Source organism: Planococcus sp. MSAK28401 (genome assembly GCF_018283455.1).
Taxonomy (GTDB): Bacteria; Bacillota; Bacilli; order Bacillales_A; family Planococcaceae; genus Planococcus; species Planococcus alpniumensis.
Genome location: NZ_JAAMTH010000001.1, coordinates 1256012 through 1274046, shown reverse-complemented (window position 1 = coordinate 1274046; position 18035 = coordinate 1256012). Strand labels below are relative to the sequence as shown.

At 49.1% G+C, this 18035-nt stretch carries 18 protein-coding genes; 13 read left to right on the top strand and 5 right to left on the bottom strand.

Annotated features, from left to right (window positions below; translation table 11 throughout):
- Nucleotides 1-80: 80 nt before the first annotated feature.
- On the top strand, nt 81-1391 hold the full coding sequence (locus tag G3255_RS06465) for an AAA-type ATPase lid domain-containing protein (RefSeq protein ID WP_211653775.1): 1311 nt from the start codon (nt 81-83) through the stop codon (nt 1389-1391).
- Between the two features lie 24 nt (nt 1392-1415).
- On the opposite strand, the gene yugI is transcribed toward G3255_RS06465, so the two are convergent.
- Nucleotides 1416-1790, bottom strand: coding sequence for a S1 domain-containing post-transcriptional regulator GSP13 (yugI, locus tag G3255_RS06460; protein WP_211653774.1), 375 nt, complete (start codon nt 1788-1790; stop codon nt 1416-1418).
- An 85-nt stretch (nt 1791-1875) separates the two neighbouring features.
- Nucleotides 1876-4371, bottom strand: coding sequence for a hypothetical protein (locus G3255_RS06455; protein WP_211653773.1), 2496 nt, complete (start codon nt 4369-4371; stop codon nt 1876-1878).
- A gap of 196 nt (nt 4372-4567) precedes the next feature.
- Here G3255_RS06455 and G3255_RS06450 point away from each other — a divergent pair, with 196 nt between their 5' ends.
- Together G3255_RS06450 and G3255_RS06445 are read left to right on the top strand one after the other, a co-directional pair.
- A complete protein-coding gene (locus G3255_RS06450) occupies nt 4568-5905 on the top strand; it encodes a sodium-dependent transporter (RefSeq protein WP_211653772.1) in 1338 nt (445 codons plus the stop codon).
- A gap of 101 nt (nt 5906-6006) precedes the next feature.
- Entirely contained in the window at nt 6007-6222 is a 216-nt protein-coding gene (locus G3255_RS06445) for a helix-turn-helix domain-containing protein (protein ID WP_171900955.1), read from the top strand.
- Between the two features lie 44 nt (nt 6223-6266).
- On the opposite strand, the gene G3255_RS06440 is transcribed toward G3255_RS06445, so the two are convergent.
- Nucleotides 6267-6527 carry a DUF1871 family protein gene (locus G3255_RS06440; protein ID WP_211653771.1) on the bottom strand — a complete coding sequence of 87 codons (261 nt, stop codon included), beginning with the start codon at nt 6525-6527 and terminating at the stop codon, nt 6267-6269.
- 75 nt (nt 6528-6602) lie between these two features.
- On the opposite strand from G3255_RS06440, the gene G3255_RS06435 reads away from it, so the two are divergent.
- Nucleotides 6603-7772 (top strand): MalY/PatB family protein, encoded by a 1170-nt coding sequence (locus tag G3255_RS06435; protein WP_211653770.1) that lies wholly within the window; start codon nt 6603-6605, stop codon nt 7770-7772.
- Between the two features lie 51 nt (nt 7773-7823).
- Here G3255_RS06435 and G3255_RS06430 read toward each other — a convergent pair whose 3' ends face one another.
- On the bottom strand, nt 7824-8519 hold the full coding sequence (locus tag G3255_RS06430) for a peptidylprolyl isomerase (protein WP_211653769.1): 696 nt from the start codon (nt 8517-8519) through the stop codon (nt 7824-7826).
- Nucleotides 8520-8649: 130 nt separating this feature from the next.
- Between G3255_RS06430 and G3255_RS06425 the strand changes: the two genes are divergently transcribed.
- From G3255_RS06425 to mnhG, 8 genes are all read left to right on the top strand, one after another.
- Nucleotides 8650-9882: an MFS transporter gene (locus G3255_RS06425; protein ID WP_211655782.1), complete on the top strand. Its 1233-nt coding sequence runs from the start codon at nt 8650-8652 to the stop codon at nt 9880-9882.
- A gap of 232 nt (nt 9883-10114) precedes the next feature.
- Nucleotides 10115-12529, top strand: coding sequence for a Na+/H+ antiporter subunit A (locus tag G3255_RS06420; protein ID WP_211653768.1), 2415 nt, complete (start codon nt 10115-10117; stop codon nt 12527-12529).
- A complete protein-coding gene (locus G3255_RS06415; protein WP_121301100.1) occupies nt 12516-12938 on the top strand; it encodes a Na(+)/H(+) antiporter subunit B in 423 nt (140 codons plus the stop codon). The genes G3255_RS06420 and G3255_RS06415 overlap by 14 nt, the downstream gene beginning before the upstream one ends.
- A complete protein-coding gene (locus G3255_RS06410; protein ID WP_121301099.1) occupies nt 12938-13285 on the top strand; it encodes a Na(+)/H(+) antiporter subunit C in 348 nt (115 codons plus the stop codon). Before G3255_RS06415 ends, G3255_RS06410 begins: the two co-directional genes overlap by 1 nt.
- Entirely contained in the window at nt 13278-14759 is a 1482-nt protein-coding gene (locus tag G3255_RS06405; protein WP_211653767.1) for a Na+/H+ antiporter subunit D, read from the top strand. The genes G3255_RS06410 and G3255_RS06405 overlap by 8 nt, the downstream gene beginning before the upstream one ends.
- A 6-nt stretch (nt 14760-14765) precedes the next feature.
- A complete protein-coding gene (locus G3255_RS06400) occupies nt 14766-15245 on the top strand; it encodes a Na+/H+ antiporter subunit E (RefSeq protein WP_211653766.1) in 480 nt (159 codons plus the stop codon).
- Nucleotides 15242-15520: a Na(+)/H(+) antiporter subunit F1 gene (locus tag G3255_RS06395; protein WP_211653765.1), complete on the top strand. Its 279-nt coding sequence runs from the start codon at nt 15242-15244 to the stop codon at nt 15518-15520. Before G3255_RS06400 ends, G3255_RS06395 begins: the two co-directional genes overlap by 4 nt.
- On the top strand, nt 15471-15884 hold the full coding sequence (mnhG, locus tag G3255_RS06390) for a monovalent cation/H(+) antiporter subunit G (protein WP_249222076.1): 414 nt from the start codon (nt 15471-15473) through the stop codon (nt 15882-15884). The genes G3255_RS06395 and mnhG overlap by 50 nt, the downstream gene beginning before the upstream one ends.
- A gap of 30 nt (nt 15885-15914) precedes the next feature.
- On the opposite strand, the gene G3255_RS06385 is transcribed toward mnhG, so the two are convergent.
- Nucleotides 15915-17408, bottom strand: a complete 1494-nt coding sequence (locus G3255_RS06385) for a leucyl aminopeptidase (protein WP_211653764.1) — start codon at nt 17406-17408, stop codon at nt 15915-15917.
- Between the two features lie 134 nt (nt 17409-17542).
- Here G3255_RS06385 and G3255_RS06380 point away from each other — a divergent pair, with 134 nt between their 5' ends.
- Nucleotides 17543-18016: a divergent PAP2 family protein gene (locus tag G3255_RS06380; protein ID WP_211653763.1), complete on the top strand. Its 474-nt coding sequence runs from the start codon at nt 17543-17545 to the stop codon at nt 18014-18016.
- The last annotated feature ends 19 nt before the right edge of the window (nt 18017-18035 follow it).

The following is an 18035-nucleotide window of genomic DNA, read 5'->3' as shown; positions in this document are numbered from 1 at the left end:
CACTTATAATAATGCAAAAGATTATTGCGTTTTTCAAGTATTTTAATCTAAAAAGTCAAAAAAGTTTTGGAGTGATGGCCATGAACGATGCGCAAATAGACTTGGCCCCTTTTTATAAATTCGCTGGAGACCACGTGGCTGTAGGTTTACACGCCATCGACAGCAAAGGGAAGACCATTTTATATAACCGCAAGATGCGGGAAATCGAAGGCTTCGATTTTCAGGAATTAACGGACCGGTCGCTTTTGGAGATGTTCCGTTTTGATCAAACGCAGAGCACATTGCTTCAAGTGCTGACGAGCGGAACCCCCATATTGAACATCAAGCAGACATATTGGAATCGCAAAGGGCAAGAAATCACTACCATCAACGACAGTTATCCAGTGTTTGAAGGCGAAATGCTGATCGGGGCGATTGAGCTCGCACGGGATGTCACGACCTTGGAGCGGGTCATTTACCAACCGTTGAAGAAATACGAGGAGCCGATAACTTTCGCCAGCCTGACTGCCGTATCGGCAAGTATGAAAAACATCATTGCGCGTGCAGAAAAAGCTGCCGCTGCCAAACTGCCGGTGTTATTGGTCGGGGAGTCCGGAACCGGCAAAGAGCTGCTTGCAGAAGCGATTCACTCCGCCCACGCTTCCGAGCTTCCACTGCATATTTTGTATTGCCACGGCACCGATAGCAGTTTGATTGTTGAATTGGATAAGGACATCGAACGCATGCAGTACGGCACGATTTACTGCGAGCGTATCGATTTATTGCCGCGCGCCTTGCAGATTCAATTGCTTGAAGTGGTCGAGCGGCATGCAGCAGGCGAGTGCTATTTTGTTGCGAGCGTCGGCGATGATCCGGTCGAATTGATTTCTTCCAATACCTTGGTGAAAGACTTGTATTACTTCTTCTCGGCGATGACCATTAAAGTCGAGCCGCTGCGCCGCAGAAAAGAAGACATTTTGCCGTTTGTCGAAGATTATTTCTCCCGCCACCGCATGAAAGTCGGGTCGGTCATCCGTTCCTTGTCGGATGAAGTGGAGAAATTATTCCTCAGCTATGACTGGCCGGGCAACCTAAAAGAACTCGAATTGCTGCTGGATGAAATCACGTCGCTCATCACGACACAGGAAATCGTGACAGCTTCCATGCTGCCGCATCACTTTAAGCTGAAAACTCAAAGCGGCTCGCTGCAGCCGGAAGATTTCCTGGTCCGCTCCGATAAGGATTTGCTGCCCTTGGAGGAATACTTGCAAGAGGCGGAAATGTATTACCTGGAAAAGGCGATGGACTTGTTTGGGGGCAATGTGACGAAGGCTGCCCAAGCACTCGGCATGAGCCGCCAGAACCTTCAATACCGTTTGCGGAAAATCAAAAAAAACGCACAATCGACTTAAAGTCGGTTGTGCGTTTTAATATGCTTATTGGCCGGAACGTTTGATCCATTCCTGCATTTTGTCTTTCAAGGAGTTGAATCCTTCAGAGTCATTCTCGTTCACGTGTGATTGAAGAGATTGACGTGGTTTTTCGCTTTTTTGAGCTGCCGGCGGCTGTTCTTGCAACGCGCGGATCGACAAGCTGATTTTTTTCGATTTAGAATCGACGTCCAAAACTTTCACGTCTACTTCCTGTCCAACAGACAAGTATTCGCTGACTTCTTTCACATAACCGTGTGTGATTTCTGAAATGTGGACAAGTCCTTGTGTTTGGTCGTCCAGTGCAACGAATGCACCGTATGGCTGGATTCCTGTTACTTTACCGGAGACTTTATCTCCTGCTTGATACGTTTTTGTCATAGTTAACCGCTCCTAGTCTATATCTAATTACTGTACACCTATTGGCATCTGTATATTATAGCACAGGTTCCTTGTAAGAGTAAAATCAGTAACTAGGAAACAACTCGAAGCGCCAGCCATCCGGCGTTTTCTTCATATTCAAATGTTCGTACCATTCACTGGCGTCCTCTATTTCATATAAGATTTCAAGACTGGCATCTACTTCATTTTCGATATTTAAATCCGTTGCTGTGAATGACACTGACCTTAAATTATCGAAACCGGCGACTTGATGACTGCCGGCAAAATTACGCCAAAACTCTATTTCCTGGCCCTCGGTCCCGGGTGCCAGCAAGGCATTGGCGACCGCTGTGTCTTCTTGTTCGATCGCATGCAATAAGGCATATGTGACGACGAGCGGTGACGTATTTTTCGGCAGTTTCTCTTGATTCGCCAATGCTTTATACGCCTCCATGCCTTGTTTCTGCAACTCAGGATCCGGCGCTTGCAAGAATTCTTGCTGCTCGTATTGAACGAGCCAAATATGGTCCTGTTCCGTTACTAAAGCTGGCTGAAGCGGATTGGACCGGCGGAACCCGATATCCTGCTCTTCATACGCCACTGTCGGCTGGATCATCACTTTCTTGTAGATGCGCTGCGTCATTTCTTGCTGAATTTCTACCCAAAGTGCATTTTCCGTCAATTCAGGAATCGGCTCCCAGTCTGCCTTATACTGCTCCAGGCTTGGCTTAAGTTTGCTGTCCGCCAACAGATGGTACATCGTTTCCGGGTCTTTCTCGTGGTTGGCATAAAAATAAAGGAAGTAAATATCCAGCGGCTGCACGCCGGCTAGCAAATCCATATCATAGGATTGTTTGAAACGCGCATACAGTTCCTTGACGCGATCGTAATCGAAGTCCGCCAAGTCTACCAATTCCGACTCTAATGGAAAATCACCGTTCGGCAAGGTTGAACTCAGCTGCCCTTGCTGTTCCAGTTTGAGCATCTTCAGGCTGTCTCCGTACTCCAAGCGATCCAAAGAGTCGGATTGCTGCCAGCCGCTGTCTTCCATTTCATCGATCACCGGCAATAAGATTGCCGCCACTGGGTCATATGAGGAGAGCGTCTTCCAGAGTTTGCGGATTTTGGGCTTAACGGTGCCCTCTTCATAAATTTCGCTGTCCGAACCTTTGGTGATTTGCCAGAAGATCTGCTCATACATCACTTCGATCTCAGTTTTTAAAGCGCTGTCCGTTGGTTCATCAATCAATAAATAAAGCATAGCGTCGAATGCGCCAATCATATGGTTCGGCTCGACCAGCCAGCCTTGTTCATCAAAATAAGGGTGGAACATGAACAATGGTAGATACATCCCTGCAAATGGATGTGTCTGGAATTGTGGAAGCTGCTGTAACTGTTCAATATCCTTCGTCAACAAATGCATCCTGTCAGGATCTGACAGACGGAAACGCAACCCGTATTCTGGCCATGCAGCAAGCAATTGCTCCAGTTCAGCAGATGCGTCTGGGATATCTTCTATTAATAACTGCGGCTCGCCATAATGTTCGGATGCAGCGGGTAATTGTTCTTCATTATTTTTTAAAATGTTTTCTGCAAAATCCTGCAGTTCATTTGTTTTCATCAAATATAGTTCCATAAAACGGTCCATTTCATCGATTGGCATATGGCCTGAGTTCGCCAAGGATTCGCCCATTCCTTTCGGCGTTTCGATCATCCAAATCAACTCTTCCATCTGTTGAGTGAAAAGTTCCGCGTCGTCTTTGTGTTGCTGCAGCTCGCTCCGGCTGAACAGCTCGTCTTTTTCTTGATCGGCGTTAGCTACAAAGGTAAACTCCGCAAATTGCCTTTCTTCCACCCCTAGGCGTTGTTTGGCATTTTCCCTCGTTTCCTCGTATTGCTGTTCCATCTCATCTGCCATTTCCTGCGTCAGCTGCCCTTCTGAAGCTTCCGAGGCAGATGGCAGGCGGAAGTTGTCGAAGAAAAAGGATGCCCCGACGACTCCGGCTAGCAGGGCGATCGATGCCGCGACAAGCCAGATGGCCGGCTTTTTCACTTTCGGTACTAGTTCTTTTTGCTGTTCATCAATAATCGGGCTTTCAGCAACCGGCTCCTTACTATCCGGGAGCTTGATCCGCTTGATGGATTTGTCCAGAAATTGCAGCCGTTGCATCAGTTCTTGCTGATCCTCTATGGCCAACTTTTTCGCCAATTCGCTTTTTGCGCTGTCTATGTAACCGAGCATCTCTTGTTCTTCCAGTTGCAGCACTCGTGATGCAAAAGATATTTTATGGCCATTTACCAAATGGAGAACAGCTGCCATGCGCTTATTGACCGGAAGTGATTGCAGCGCCAAATGGCTTTCACGATCTTCTTGAAAGCCAATCAAATTGCCGTCGTTTTGCAGATCGGGAAATTGCGCTAATTGCGCTGCAGCGGCACGATAGAGATTTATCTCCTGATCGCCCGTAATATCCGTTTTAACTACACGTTCCTGGACCTGCTTGGCAAAGGCATCCGTCTTTTCGGCCGCCATGCCATTTTGATAAGCAAATCGCCTGAGCGCTTCTAACAGTTGGTCCATGTCCCTTTCCTCGTTTCGGTTATTCCCGCTTACTGGATTGCTGTTTTTACCCATCTCCCCATCAGCTCTCTTTCTGGTGAATTTCCTTTTATTTCTATTATACAGAAGAAATTCAATGCATTTTTAAATAATTCTATTTTTTTCTGGGGGGCTCGTGTAAAATAGTGAAATCTAATCGATTTAGGAGGAACCAATTATGAAAGCACGTGAACAATGGACGTCCAAGATCGGTTTCATACTCGCAGCAGCCGGCAGTGCAATCGGCCTCGGGGCGATCTGGAAGTTCCCATACGAAACCGGCGCAAACGGAGGCAGCGTATTCATTTTGCTGTTCATCTTGAGCACCGTCTTGATCGGTTTGCCGATCTTGCTTGCTGAATTCGTCATCGGGCGCCGCGGACAGGCAGATGCCGTTAGCGGACTCAAAAAACAAGCCCCCGGAAAGCCTTGGTATTTGATCGGCTGGTCCGGATTTATTTTTTCTTTCTTGATCCTTTCCTTTTACAGTGTAGTCGGCGGCTGGGTGCTATCGTATCTAGTACGCGCCGTTACCTTGCAATTGTCGGGGCTGGGCGATGCAGATTTTGCCGAGTTGTTTGGCGGCATCATCAGCAATCCATGGGAAGTATTGATCGCACAAGCGGCGTTCATGGCCTTGACCATCTGGATTGTCCAAGGCGGCATCAAGGGCGGTATTGAACGCGCCAGCAAAATCATGATGCCGGCCTTGCTTATCTTCTTCGTCATCTTGATGATCCGTTCATTGACACTCGACGGCGCGATGGAAGGCGTTCGCTTTATGTTCGTGCCTGACTGGTCGTTCTTCAATTTCGAAACGGCACTTGTCGCTCTTGGGCAAGCGTTCTTCTCCTTGAGTGTCGGCGTTGCCGGAATGATCACTTATGCGTCTTACCTCAAGAAATCCGAGAATTTGACGCGTTCAGCTGTAAGCGTTGTGACTTTGAACATCGTCATTTCCATCATGGCCGGATTGATCATTTTCCCGGCAGTATTTGCACTTGATTACTTGCCGGATCAAGGGCCGGGCCTTGTGTTTATCATCTTGCCGGCCATTTTCGACCAATTGTTCATGGGGCAATTCCTGATCATCATTTTCTTCATCCTATTATTGTTCGCTACTTTGACCTCATCCATCTCGATGCTTGAGATTACGGTATCGATCGCCGTCAAAAACAAATACGACCGCCGCCGCCGTTTGGCATTCATTATCGGCTTGGCAATCTTCGTTGTCGGCATACCAAGCGCCCTATCGTTTGGCGTCATGAGCGAGCCCGTTTTCTTCGGCTATACCTTCTTTGACTTCGTGGATATCTTGACGAGCCGCATCGGCTTGCCGCTCGGAGCATTGTTCATCTCTTTGTTTGCAGGATATGTCCTCAGCAATAAAGATGCGCACAATGAACTGACGCAGCAAAAGACGTGGGTCGAAGTGTGGCGTGTATTGGTGCGCTATGTTGCGCCTGCCGCTATCGTCATTGTCTTCATCAACGGCATGATCGACATCTTTACTTGATTCCATTGTTCGAAAAATGCCACAACTCTTTATATAAGAAAACACTCCCGCGTGGTATAATAGAGCTAGAAGGAAGTCTTTAAGAAAAGGAGTGTATGACTTTGAAAAAAGATTTGCACACCCAATTGAAAATGCTGCGGGAAGAACGCAATTTGTCGCTCGATGACTTGTCCTTAAAGACACGCATCGGCACAGCACGTCTTGAATCCTATGAAAGCGGCGAAGAAGTTCCATCCGTTCAAACGATCCTTGTGCTATCGAATGCACTCGAAGTTCCTGCTTCCAATTTGCTTGACGGGTTGGAAACAACAAAATAAAAAAGCTCCGGCAATGTGCCGAAGCTTTTTTATTTTGGCTTTTTTCAAATGATGTGTTTCGCTTCATACTTTACGGCCAATAGCTTATAGGAAACTTCTACGCATTTTTCCAGCGGAATCCATTGCTTGAAGCTTGATTCGTATATACCCTGGATCGCTTTCGCTAAATCTGATGGATGGTCGATATCGTGCAGCTTGTCGATGACATCGCCCGCTTCTGTACTGTATTCGGCCGTACCGACAGAAAAGGGGTCCCACCCTTCCATAATCCTTAGCGCTCTTTTATCCATGTCCACCGTATCCATTCGTTTTCACCTATCATTCCTGTATCGTTACCAGCTATAATATCATAGAAACCCAAAAGAAATGAGGAGATTGCTTTGAATTTGTTCGAACAAGTGCATGACCGCAGGAAAAGCCGTTCCGTGAAATGGGAACGGATGGAGAAAATCTACGGAATCCAGGATGCATCCGGCATTTTGCCGATGTGGGTAGCGGATATGGACTTTCCGGCTCCGCCTCCAGTGACTGACGCTTTGCGAGAACGATTGGAACGTCCGATTTTCGGTTACTCATACATATGCGAGGAATGCAAAACCGCAGCTGCAAATTGGCTGAAAAAACGCCACGGCTTAACAGTCGAAACAGATTGGATGCTGTTTCACCAAGGTGTTATCCCGGCCATGGCCAGCATCATTGATGTCTTTACTGAAGTAGGCGATTCAGTGCTGGTGACGCCGCCTGTCTATCCGCCATTTTTCTCCATCCCTAGAAATCTCGGGCGCGACGTCCTATACTCCGAATTGACAGAGCAAGACGGCGAGTACACCATCGACTGGGCTGATTTCGAAGCCAAGCTTGAAAAAGCCCGTTTGTTCATCTTATGTAATCCACACAACCCCGGAGGCAAATTATGGACACCTGCTGAATTGGAGAACATCGTCCAGTTGTGCACACGCCATGATGTGTTGATTCTTTCGGATGAAATCCATAGCGACTTAATCCATGCAGGAGAAAGCCATACACCGCTGCTGTCGGCTGCCGGCAGCGAGCGAAACCGCATCTTCACGTGCATCGCGCCGACGAAAACCTTTAACCTGGCCGGTATTCAAGCAGCGATGATTGTCGCTCCCGACCCGAATAAGCGCTTGCGTTTGGAACAGCATATGCAAGCACACGGCACCGGCTCTTTGAATGCATTTGCGCCTGTTGCCTGGAAAGCCGCGTACGAACAGGGCGAACCATGGCTGACTGAATTGCTCGAAGTATTGGCCCACCATATCGATTATGCGGTGGAACGGCTCGAACAAGAAGTTCCTGGCTTGAAGATCCGCAAGCCGCAATCGACGTATTTATTATGGATCGATTACCGGGCGCTCGGTTTCAGTGAAGACGAAGTGATGAAACGCCTGCTTGAAAAAGGCAAAGTGGCGCTTGAACCGGGATCGAAATACGGTGAAGCCGGCCGCGGTTTCTTGCGCATGAACATCGCGTGCCCTAGGCAGACCTTGGAAGATGGCGTTAGCCGAATTATCCGCGCACTCCGTTGATGATTCATTATAAACAGGAAAAAAGCTATCGCTCGAGGCGATAGCTTTTTCTTATTGCTCGATGATATCGATCGATTCGATGACGATGTCTTCAAGCGGTTTATCATTTGCGCCTTTTTCAACAGCTGCGATTTTGTCGACGACGTCCATGCCTTCATCGACTTGGCCGAAGACGGTATGCATCCCGTCAAGCCAAGGCGTTCCGCCCATTTCTTTGTAAGCGGCAGTGATTTCTTCAGGATAATCAGAGGCGCTGCCTTCTTTTATTTCTTTGGCCTGCACGATAAAGAACTGGCTGCCATTCGTTCCCGGCCCAGCATTTGCCATCGACAAAGCGCCGCGGAAATTGAACAGCTGATCGCTGAATTCGTCTTCGAACGGCTCGCCGTAAATGCTCTCGCCTCCGCCTCCTGTGCCGGTTGGATCACCGGTCTGCAACATGAAGTCCTCAATGACGCGGTGGAAAATGACGCCTTCATAATAACCGGATTCGGCATGCCCGAGGAAATTCTCTACCGCTTTTGGCGCGATTTCCGGGAATAGCCGGATGCGGATCGTGCCTTCAGATGTATTTAAATCCACAACCGTTTCTTCTGTAATGCCTTGTTCCAGCTGCGGATAACCTTGCACTTCTTCTGTTGAAGCAGGCTCCGCCCCGCCTGTCTCCTGTTGTTCTCCCGAGCTGCCGCAAGCTGCTAGCGCAACTGCAGAGACCAGGAGCATTATTGACCATAAACTTTTTTTCATTCGTTTCACCCCGCTTTATTCTAGCACAGAATAATTCAGAATACAGTGGTAATTTATTCTGCTTTTTTCGGGTAACGAACTATTATATGATATAGGAAGAGATTTGGTTTTCAGAAAGAAGGGGTTCCAACTGGATACTCAAAAAAGAAATTTCTACATTATCATGTTCACCAATTTCCTGGTCGCCGGCAGCACGACAATGATTATGCCGTTTTTATCGCTGTACATTGAATCACTCGGCAATTTTTCGGATGAATATGTGCAGCGTTGGTCAGGGCTGGTGTTTGGCGTGACCTTCGTTGCCGCATTGTTCATGTCGCCGGTGTGGGGGCGCATCGCAGACAAATACGGTTTCAAACCGATATTGATCATCAACGGCTTCGGGATTGCCACTAGCATCTTTTTGATGGGGACGGCCGATTCGGTGCTCGGATTATTCATGATCCGTTTGTTCATGGGGGTCGTGACGGGATTCATCCCGACTTCACTAGCTTTCGTCAGTTCCCAGACGTCCAAGGAGACCGCCGGCAAAACGCTCGGCACGCTTCAAATGGGCAGTGTATCAGGCACTTTATTCGGGCCGGTAATCGGCGGCTTGATGGCGGATGCGTTCGGTTTCACATACACCTTCCTCATTACCGCAAGCATCATTGGCATCGCCGCATTGTTCGTCGTCTTCGGGCTGAAAGAAATCCGCAAGACAAAACGAAAAGGCGCCCATGTCTATGCGCGCAGCACCGTGATCCACGGGATCTTGCACCACCGCCTATTGCTCAATGTCATGATCATCACAGCATTGATCCAAATCGGCAATTTCAGCATCCAGCCCTTATTGTCTCTATACGTAGCGGAATTGACGGAAGGCACCGCCCAAGTAGCCTTTCTCGCAGGCGTCACCTTCAGTGCGACAGGCGTTGGCAATCTGCTGTTCGCTAGGCTTTGGGGGCGGCTCGGGGATTCGGTCGGTTACGAGAAGATTCTCGGCTTGCTGCTGCTTCTCGCGTTTGTATTCATCATCCCACAAGCTTTTGTTACCGAGCTATGGCAGCTCATCGTTTTGCGCTTGTTCTTCGGTGTAGCAGTCGGAGGCATGATTCCGACGACGACTGCCCTGATGCGCCGTGAAGCACCAATCGACATCCAAGGTGAAGTGATGGGCTATAACACCAGCTTCCGGTTCCTCGGCAATATCGTCGGGCCGATGTTCGGCGGCATCATCAGCGGGTTTATCGGAATTTCTTCCGTTTTCATCGTAACCGGCTCATTATTTGTTTTTGCTTTCGCTTTCCTTTGGTATACGAAAAAACAACCAGACCAGGATTTCGAGGATGTGCTCCTGGAACAGGAATTAAAACATTCCTAACTTCAGTCAAAAAGAACCGGTTGAAAGAGTGACACTCCTTCAACCGGTCTTTTTTTTTGCGCATTTTTAAATCCGCAATAGTCAGATTACAGAGTTTCTTCCTATTACAAAACGCTGGAAATCTTCACGCCGCTTCTCTTTGCCGCGAGGGTGTGCGGTGCAAAACCGCTCTGAATGCGTTATACTTTTTAATTAGAAACTCATCACGTACCACTTTGGAAGGAGGATTCATTTGTCTCTTGTATTTCTGATTTTTATACCGATCCTTGCAGCGTTGTTTATTCCGCTGCTATTCAAACGACTCGGCCAGATCCATACAGGCTGGTTCGTTTTGCTGGTTCCGGCAGCGCTGTTCTTCTACTACGCCACCCGCCTTCCTTCAGTTATGGAAGGTGGCACTTATGTATCTGAATTTTCCTGGATCCCTTCCCTCGATATCGCCTTTGTTGCATATCTCGATGGGCTGAGTCTATTGTTCACATTGCTGATCACCGGAATCGGCGCGCTCGTCGTGCTTTACTCGATTTTCTATTTGGACAAGCACCGCGAACAATTACATAATTTTTATGTATATCTATTGATCTTCATGAGCGCCATGCTTGGCGTCGTGCAATCAGATCATCTGATTACGCTGTACTTGTTCTGGGAATTGACTTCGATTTCTTCATTCCTGTTGATCGCCTATTGGTATACGCGCGACCGCTCCAGATTTGGCGCATTGAAGTCGATGATGATCACCGTCTTCGGCGGCTTGATGATGCTCGGGGGCTTTGTATTGCTCAGCATCATGGGCGGCACGTATTCGATCCGCGAATTGATCGCCCAGGCCCCGGAACTAGCACAGCATGATTTCTTCATCTGGGCATTGGTGCTCGTGCTGCTCGGCGCATTTACGAAGTCAGCACAGTTTCCATTCTATATCTGGCTGCCAGATGCGATGGAAGCGCCCACGCCTGTCAGCGCCTATCTCCACTCCGCGACGATGGTTAAAGCCGGCATTTATTTAGTCGCCCGCTTAACCCCTGTCTTCGCCTTGTCTGAAGTGTGGATGTGGCTCGTCGCCGGCGTCGGGTTGTTCACCATGGTATGGGCGTCGTTCTTTGCTTTGAAGCAAAAGGACCTGAAGGGAATCCTGGCCTTCTCGACCGTATCCCAGTTGGGCCTCATCATGTCTCTGCTTGGTGTTGGCGCAGCAGCTTATCACGTGGAAGGCGCTGCTGATACTTACTTAAAATACGCAGCGTTCGCGGCGATCTTCCATTTGATCAACCACGCAACCTTTAAAGGAAGCCTGTTCATGATCGCCGGCATCGTCGATCATGAAACAGGAACGCGCGATATCCGGAAACTCGGCGGTTTGATGAGTTTGATGCCGGTCAGTTTCACGGTCGCATTGATTGGCTCCTTGTCGATGGCTGGCCTCCCGCCTTTCAACGGATTCCTCAGTAAAGAAATGTTCTTGACGGCGATGCTGTCGCTGCAGGAATTCAATATGTTCTCAATGGACGTCTGGTGGGTATTGTTCCCGATCATCGCTTGGATCGGCTCGGTCTTCACGTTCATCTACAGCTTGTATTTCGTGTTCCATACTTTTGCCGGCAAACATCAGCCGGAGCAATTGCCAAAACAAGCGCATGAAGCACCGGTGGGCATGCTTATTTCACCGGTTTTCCTTGCCGCACTGGTCGTGTTGATTTTCTTCATCCCGAACTTGATCGGCGATTGGCTCGTCAAACCAGCCGTTGCCGCAATCCAGCCGTTTCTTTACGATTCACCGCAGAACGTGGATATTCACGTTTCCGCATGGCACGGATTCAATACCGAATTGTTCATGACGCTCGGTATTTTTGCAATCGGCGGCTTGATGTTCTGGACGCTGCGCAAATGGCAGCATCTATACGATTTGTATCCCGATTCAATTTCACTGAACCGTCTCTACGATGAAATGATGCTGCTCAGCGACGGAGGGGCCAACCGCTTCTCCCGGCTCTATATGACGGGCTTTATTCGGTCCTACCTTGTCTATATGTTCAGCTTCATGACCTTTATCGTTTTGCTGACCTTGTTCTTGAACGAAGCGTTCCAGATCGATTTCAGCAATTTGGCGCCAATTGGCGTCTACGAAATCGTCATCCTGCTGGCATTGGTCGGCGCAACCTTGACGATTCTCGGTTCCAAGTCTCGCTTGACCGCGATTATCGCACTCGGGGCTGTCGGCTATTCAGTGGCACTGCTGTTCGTCATCTTCCGCGCACCTGACTTGGCGTTGACTCAACTCGTCATCGAAACCATCTCGGTCGCCTTGTTCTTGCTGGCGTTCTATCACTTGCCGCAGATCAGCCGCAAGGAAGAGCGCATGAAATTCCGCTTTGGCAATGCACTCGTTGCACTTGGCGTCGGTGTTACGATGACCTTAGTTGCTTTGTCGGCCCATTCACAAAAAGCTATGCCTTCGATTTCCGAATTCTACAAGGAAACGGTTTATAAAGAAGCGGGCGGCGGGAATATCGTCAACGTCATTCTCGTCGATTACCGCGGGTTTGATACCTTGTTCGAGATTGCAGTACTCGGCATTGCGGGCATCGGGATTATTACGATGATCCGCCTTCGCCTCACGAAAAAGGAGGGTCAGCATGAGAACAAATGATGTCATGCTTCAAACCGCCACGAAAGTGGTGACCTTCATCATCTTGATGTTTGCTGTCCATATTTTCTTCGCCGGCCACTATACGCCGGGCGGAGGGTTTGTTGGGGGATTGCTAACCGCAAGTGCCATCGTCTTGCTGATGCTTGCGTTCGACATCCCGACCATCAAGAAAATCCTGCCGATTAATTACGTCGTGCTGACCGCTGTCGGCTTGTTGATTGCTATCGCAACCGCCAGCGCATCGATCTTTTTTGATGTCCCATTCTTCACACATGCCTATGATTATTTCGATTTGCCGTTGTTCGGCGAAACCTCCCTGCACTCGGCATTGTTATTTGATATAGGCGTCTATTTGGTTGTTGTAGGAGTAACGATGACCATTATTCAAACGATTGGAGAGGATGAATAATGGAAATAGTCATGTCGGTTGCCATCGGCTTATTGTTCATGGCGGCTGTATATTTAATGCTATCGAAAAGTTTGATTCGCATCATTATCGGCACAGGCCTTTTGAGCCACGGCGCCCACCTTTTGCTATTGACAATGGGCGGCCTCGGCGGCACTGCACCGCCTGTTGTGGCTGATGGGGTAACGGTTAGCGATTATGCCGACCCTCTGCCACAGGCGCTGATCCTGACAGCGATCGTTATTTCGTTCGCGGTCACGTCATTTTTCCTGGTACTCGCCTACCGCGCCTACCAGGAACTTGGCACAGACAATATGGAGCTATTGAGAGGTACAGAAGATTATGAGTAATTTAGCTTTGTTCCCCGTAGTCATTCCATTGATTTTTGCCGCCATCTTGATGCTGTTCCCGAAAAAGCTGCACATGCAGCGCGCAGTGGCGATTGCCGGCGTTGTCGCGACACTCGCTTCAGCGCTTGTGCTATTCTCGAAAGTTAACAGTGATGGCGTCCAAGCTGTCACGCTCGGCAGCTGGCCTGCCCCGTTCGGCATCTCTATGGTATCCGATATGTTCTCGGTGCTATTGGTACTGAGTTCCACCATCGTCACACTGTTCGTATTGTTTTACAGCATCCCGACGATTGGCGTGAAGCGCGAGCAGTCGTTCTACTATCCAGCTGTTCTGTTCTTGATGACCGGAGTTAACGGCGCCTTCACAACAGGCGATATCTTCAACTTGTTCGTCTTCATCGAAGTGCTGTTGATGGCTTCTTATGCATTGATCGTTCACGGCGGTGAAAAGCCGCAGCTGCGCGAGTCAATTAAGTACTTGCTGGTGAACATCATTTCATCGGCCTTGTTCGTTTCTGCTGTTGCTTACCTTTACTCTGTTACCGGAACGCTCAATATGGCCGACTTGGCTGTCAAGATCCCACAGATCGAAGCAGTCGGCATCCTGACAGTCATTGCCGTCTTGTTCCTGGTCGTTTTCGGTTTCAAAGCGGCAATTTTCCCGCTTTACTTCTGGCTGCCAGGTTCCTATTTTGCACCGCCAATGGCAATTCTCGCCTTGTTCGGCGCATTGCTGACGAAAGTCGGCGTCTACGCCATCATGAGAACCTATACGTTATTCTTCACAATGAATACCGGTTTTACCCACGAACTGCTGGCGATCATCGCGATTTTGACGATCCTGGCAGGCTGTGTCGGTGCCCTTGCATATTTTGATGTGAAAAAGATCATCATCTACAACATCATCATCGCGGTCGGCGTTATCCTATTTGGCATTTCGCAAATGAACGCAGCCGGTGTTGAAGGCTCCATTTTCTATTTAGTGCACGACATGCTCATTAAAGCGGCGCTGTTTCTTCTAGTCGGTATCTTAACCGTCATTTTCGGAACGAGCGACTTGCGCAAGATGGGCGGGTTAATCAAGAGCTATCCGCTCTTGGGCTGGACCTTCCTTGTTGCAGCATTTGGCCTTGCCGGCATTCCCCCACTTAGCGGATTCCCCGGCAAATTGCTGATCGTCCAAGGTGGTTTCGAAGGCACCCATTTCTGGGGCAGCCTCGTGATCCTGGCGACTAGTTTGCTCGTGTTGCTCAGCGTCGTGCGGATCTTCATCTATGCGTTCTGGGGCGAACCGGTGAAGATTGTCACGATCGACCGAAAACATTATCTATCGATGTTCGTTCCTACAGCTATACTCGTCGCCTTGACTGTATTCCTCGGCGCCGGCGCGGAACTCTTCATGCCGTTCATTTCGGACGCAGGTGAAGTGCTGCTGAATCCATCGCTTTATATTGACGCGGTATTAAAGGAGTAGGTCAATATGTCTTTACAAGTTCTATTGAATTTCTTCCTGGCGCTCGTCTGGATGTTCATGACCGTGTCGTTCACTCCTTCCGGATTCGTCATCGGCTTTTTGATTGGCCTCGGCATCATCATCTTGATGCGCCGGTTTTTCTCAAAACGGTTGTACATCCTTCGCGTCTGGGCGTTGATCTCACTGTTCCTGTTGTTCCTTCGTGAACTTTTCAAGTCAAGCATCCAGGTGCTGTCGATCGTTATAAGCCCAAATATGAACATCAAACCGGCCATTTTTGAAATGGAGACGGAACTCGATGACGACTGGCAAGTAACCTTGCTGTCGGCCTTGATTACATTAACGCCAGGCACTTTGGTTATCGGCATTTCTGAAGACCAAAAACGCCTGTATATCCATGCCTTGGATTTCGAAGACATTGACTCGGCCGTTTCATCCATCAAGAATACGTTTGAACGGGCGATATTGGAGGTGAGCCGGTCATGATGATGTTTTACTGGGTTGCCCTATTCATCGTCAGCATTTCCTTTGCTGGCCTGTTGTTCCGCCTTGTCAAAGGACCAACAGTTGCAGACCGTGTTGTCGCACTTGATGCAATCGGTGTCACACTGGTGTCGATCGTCGCTTTGTTGTCACTCATCATTGAGACGGAGTTTTTCCTGGAGGTCATTCTATTGATGAGCATCTTGTCCTTTATCGGAACAGCCGCCTTTGCGAAATTCCTGGAGAGAGGGGAGATTTTCGATCGAGATCCTCGTTGATATCCTCATAATCATTTTAATCGGCTCTGGCGTCATTTTCAGTGCCGTCACCGCCCTCGGGCTCATCAGGCTCCCGGATGTCTACACACGGACACACGCAGCCTCTAAGAGCTCGACACTCGGTGTGTTATCGATCCTGCTCGGTACCTTCGTCCATTTTTGGTTTAATGAAGGCATCTTCAATACGCAGATGGTCATAGCCATCGCCTTCCTGTTTATCACGCAGCCCGTCGCCGGCCATCTGATCGGCCGTGCCGCTTATATGACAGGCATCAAAGTCGCGGAAGAAACGGTGCGCGACGATATGGGCCCAGCGATTGAAAAACGCAAAAACAACCAGCAGGAAGAACTCGAAAACGAATAAAAAAAACGCAGCCAATTTGGCTGCGTTTTTTTATTCCTTATTGCCTAACTTCTCCACAAATAACGCCAGTGTTCTTACCATGGCGCCAGTGCCTCCAGCAGGGCCCAGATCATGCGCTGCATCGGCGTGTGAGGTTCCGGCGATATCGAGGTGAATCCACGGCGTGTCGCCGACGAATTCCCCGACAAAACCGCCGCCGAAGATCATATGGCCGTCGCGCCCGGGCGAATTGTTCAAGTCTGCGACATCGCTTTTGCGCAGCCGCTTTTTGTCGTTTTCCGTGAGCGGCAATTGCCAGACGAACTCACCGGTTTTCTTCGAGACGTCCAGCAATTTTCCGTAAAAGGCGTCATCGTTGGTCAATGCGCCCGTTTTGTCTTTGCCGAGTGCGACGATGACGCCGCCTGTTAACGTCGCCACATCCACCACTTGGCTTGCGCCGAGCTGCTTGGCGTACGTGACAGCATCCGCTAGTACCAAACGCCCTTCTGCATCGGTATTAAGGATTTCGATGGTCTTGCCGCTCATCGTAGTGATGACATCATCCGGCTTGAAGGCATTGCCTGATACCATATTGTCAGTCGATGCAATGACAGCTACTACGTCCTTATCCGGCTTCAGTTCACCGATAACACGCATCGCGCCGAGCACAGCCGCTGCTCCGCCCATATCCCCTTTCATGCCGACGATGCCGTCTTTCGGCTTAAGGGAATAACCGCCTGTGTCGAAGGTGATGCCTTTTCCAACGAGTGCAAGTGGTGCTTCAAAACTGTCTGTCACTTTGTATTTCATGACGATGAGACGTGGTTCTTCGACTGAACCTTGGTTGACTGCAAGCAGTGCGCCCATGCCGAGCTCTTCGATTTCGCTGCGCCCCAGAATATCCGTTTCAAATCCGTAAGTTTCGCTAAGTTCCTGTGCATATTCAGCCATCGCTGTCGGAGTCAGGATATTTGCCGGCATATTAACCAGCGTTCTCGCTTCATTGACTGCCTCTGCATGAACTGTGCCGACGAAAGCCGCCTGGCGAATGGCATCGGCCGGCTGGTCTGTCAGAAAGCTCAGCGATTCCACACGGTGATCCACTTCGTTGGAATTGGTTTTATAATCGGCAAAGCGGTAAGCGCCCATTTGAATGCCTTCAGCTGCTACGTGCGCGACTTGTTCGCTGTTCACATCCTCATTTTCGAAAGAAGCCGTGTAGATGGCTGCATGGCGAATTTTTTCTTTGACCAATTGCTTTCCGGCGATGCCGAATGAACGGCGCAAATCATCTTCCGTCAGTTTTTTACGGTCGCCGATTCCGACAAATAGCACACGCGAAATATCCCCTTTTAAAGTAGGATAAATGCTCAGCGAGTTTGAATCGAAGGATAACCCACCTTTTATCCAGCCGGCAAGATGCCCGTCAAAGCGCTTCTCCAAGCCTTTCCAGCCATCTGCGTTTTCGGCATGGCGGCTCAAGCCGACGATTAGAATTTCTGCTTCGTTTTGTTGTTCTGGTTTCAATACATTGATTTCCATAAGTATCCTCCTTTTAACTGCATATCCAGTGTAACATTACTTCGGCTTCCGGAATAGCTTGACTAAGCGCGTGCCGCCCTAGGCGTATGTTATACTTTCTGTACGGAATTTAAGTGGAAGGGGCTGCTTGCCAAATGGAACTCTTATCCAATACGCCATTAATGATTGCGCTGTTCGCGATTTTTTTCGCCCAATTCGTTAAAATTCCCATTCAATTCGCGGTCACTCGGGAATTGAATTGGGGACTTTTCACATCGACCGGCGGAATGCCGAGTTCTCATTCCGCTGCGGTGACTTCATTGACAACCGCAGTTGCCTATGAAGCAGGCATTTCATCCACAGTATTCGCAGTCTCCGCCTTGTTTGCGGTGATTACCATGTATGACGCAACAGGGGTGCGTTTTCAGGCTGGACAACAAGCATTGACGATCAACCGCTTGCGCCAGGATTTGAATAATTTTATGGAAGAAACCCGTAAATGGCCATCAAAGAAAGAAGAAGAGAAAATTGAAGAGCTCAAAACACTGCTCGGCCACAAACCGAGCGAAGTGTTCATGGGGGCGCTGACAGGAATCGCGCTGTCCGTGGTCTTCTACAGCATGCTCTAGAAAAAAAGCCGGCCCGCAG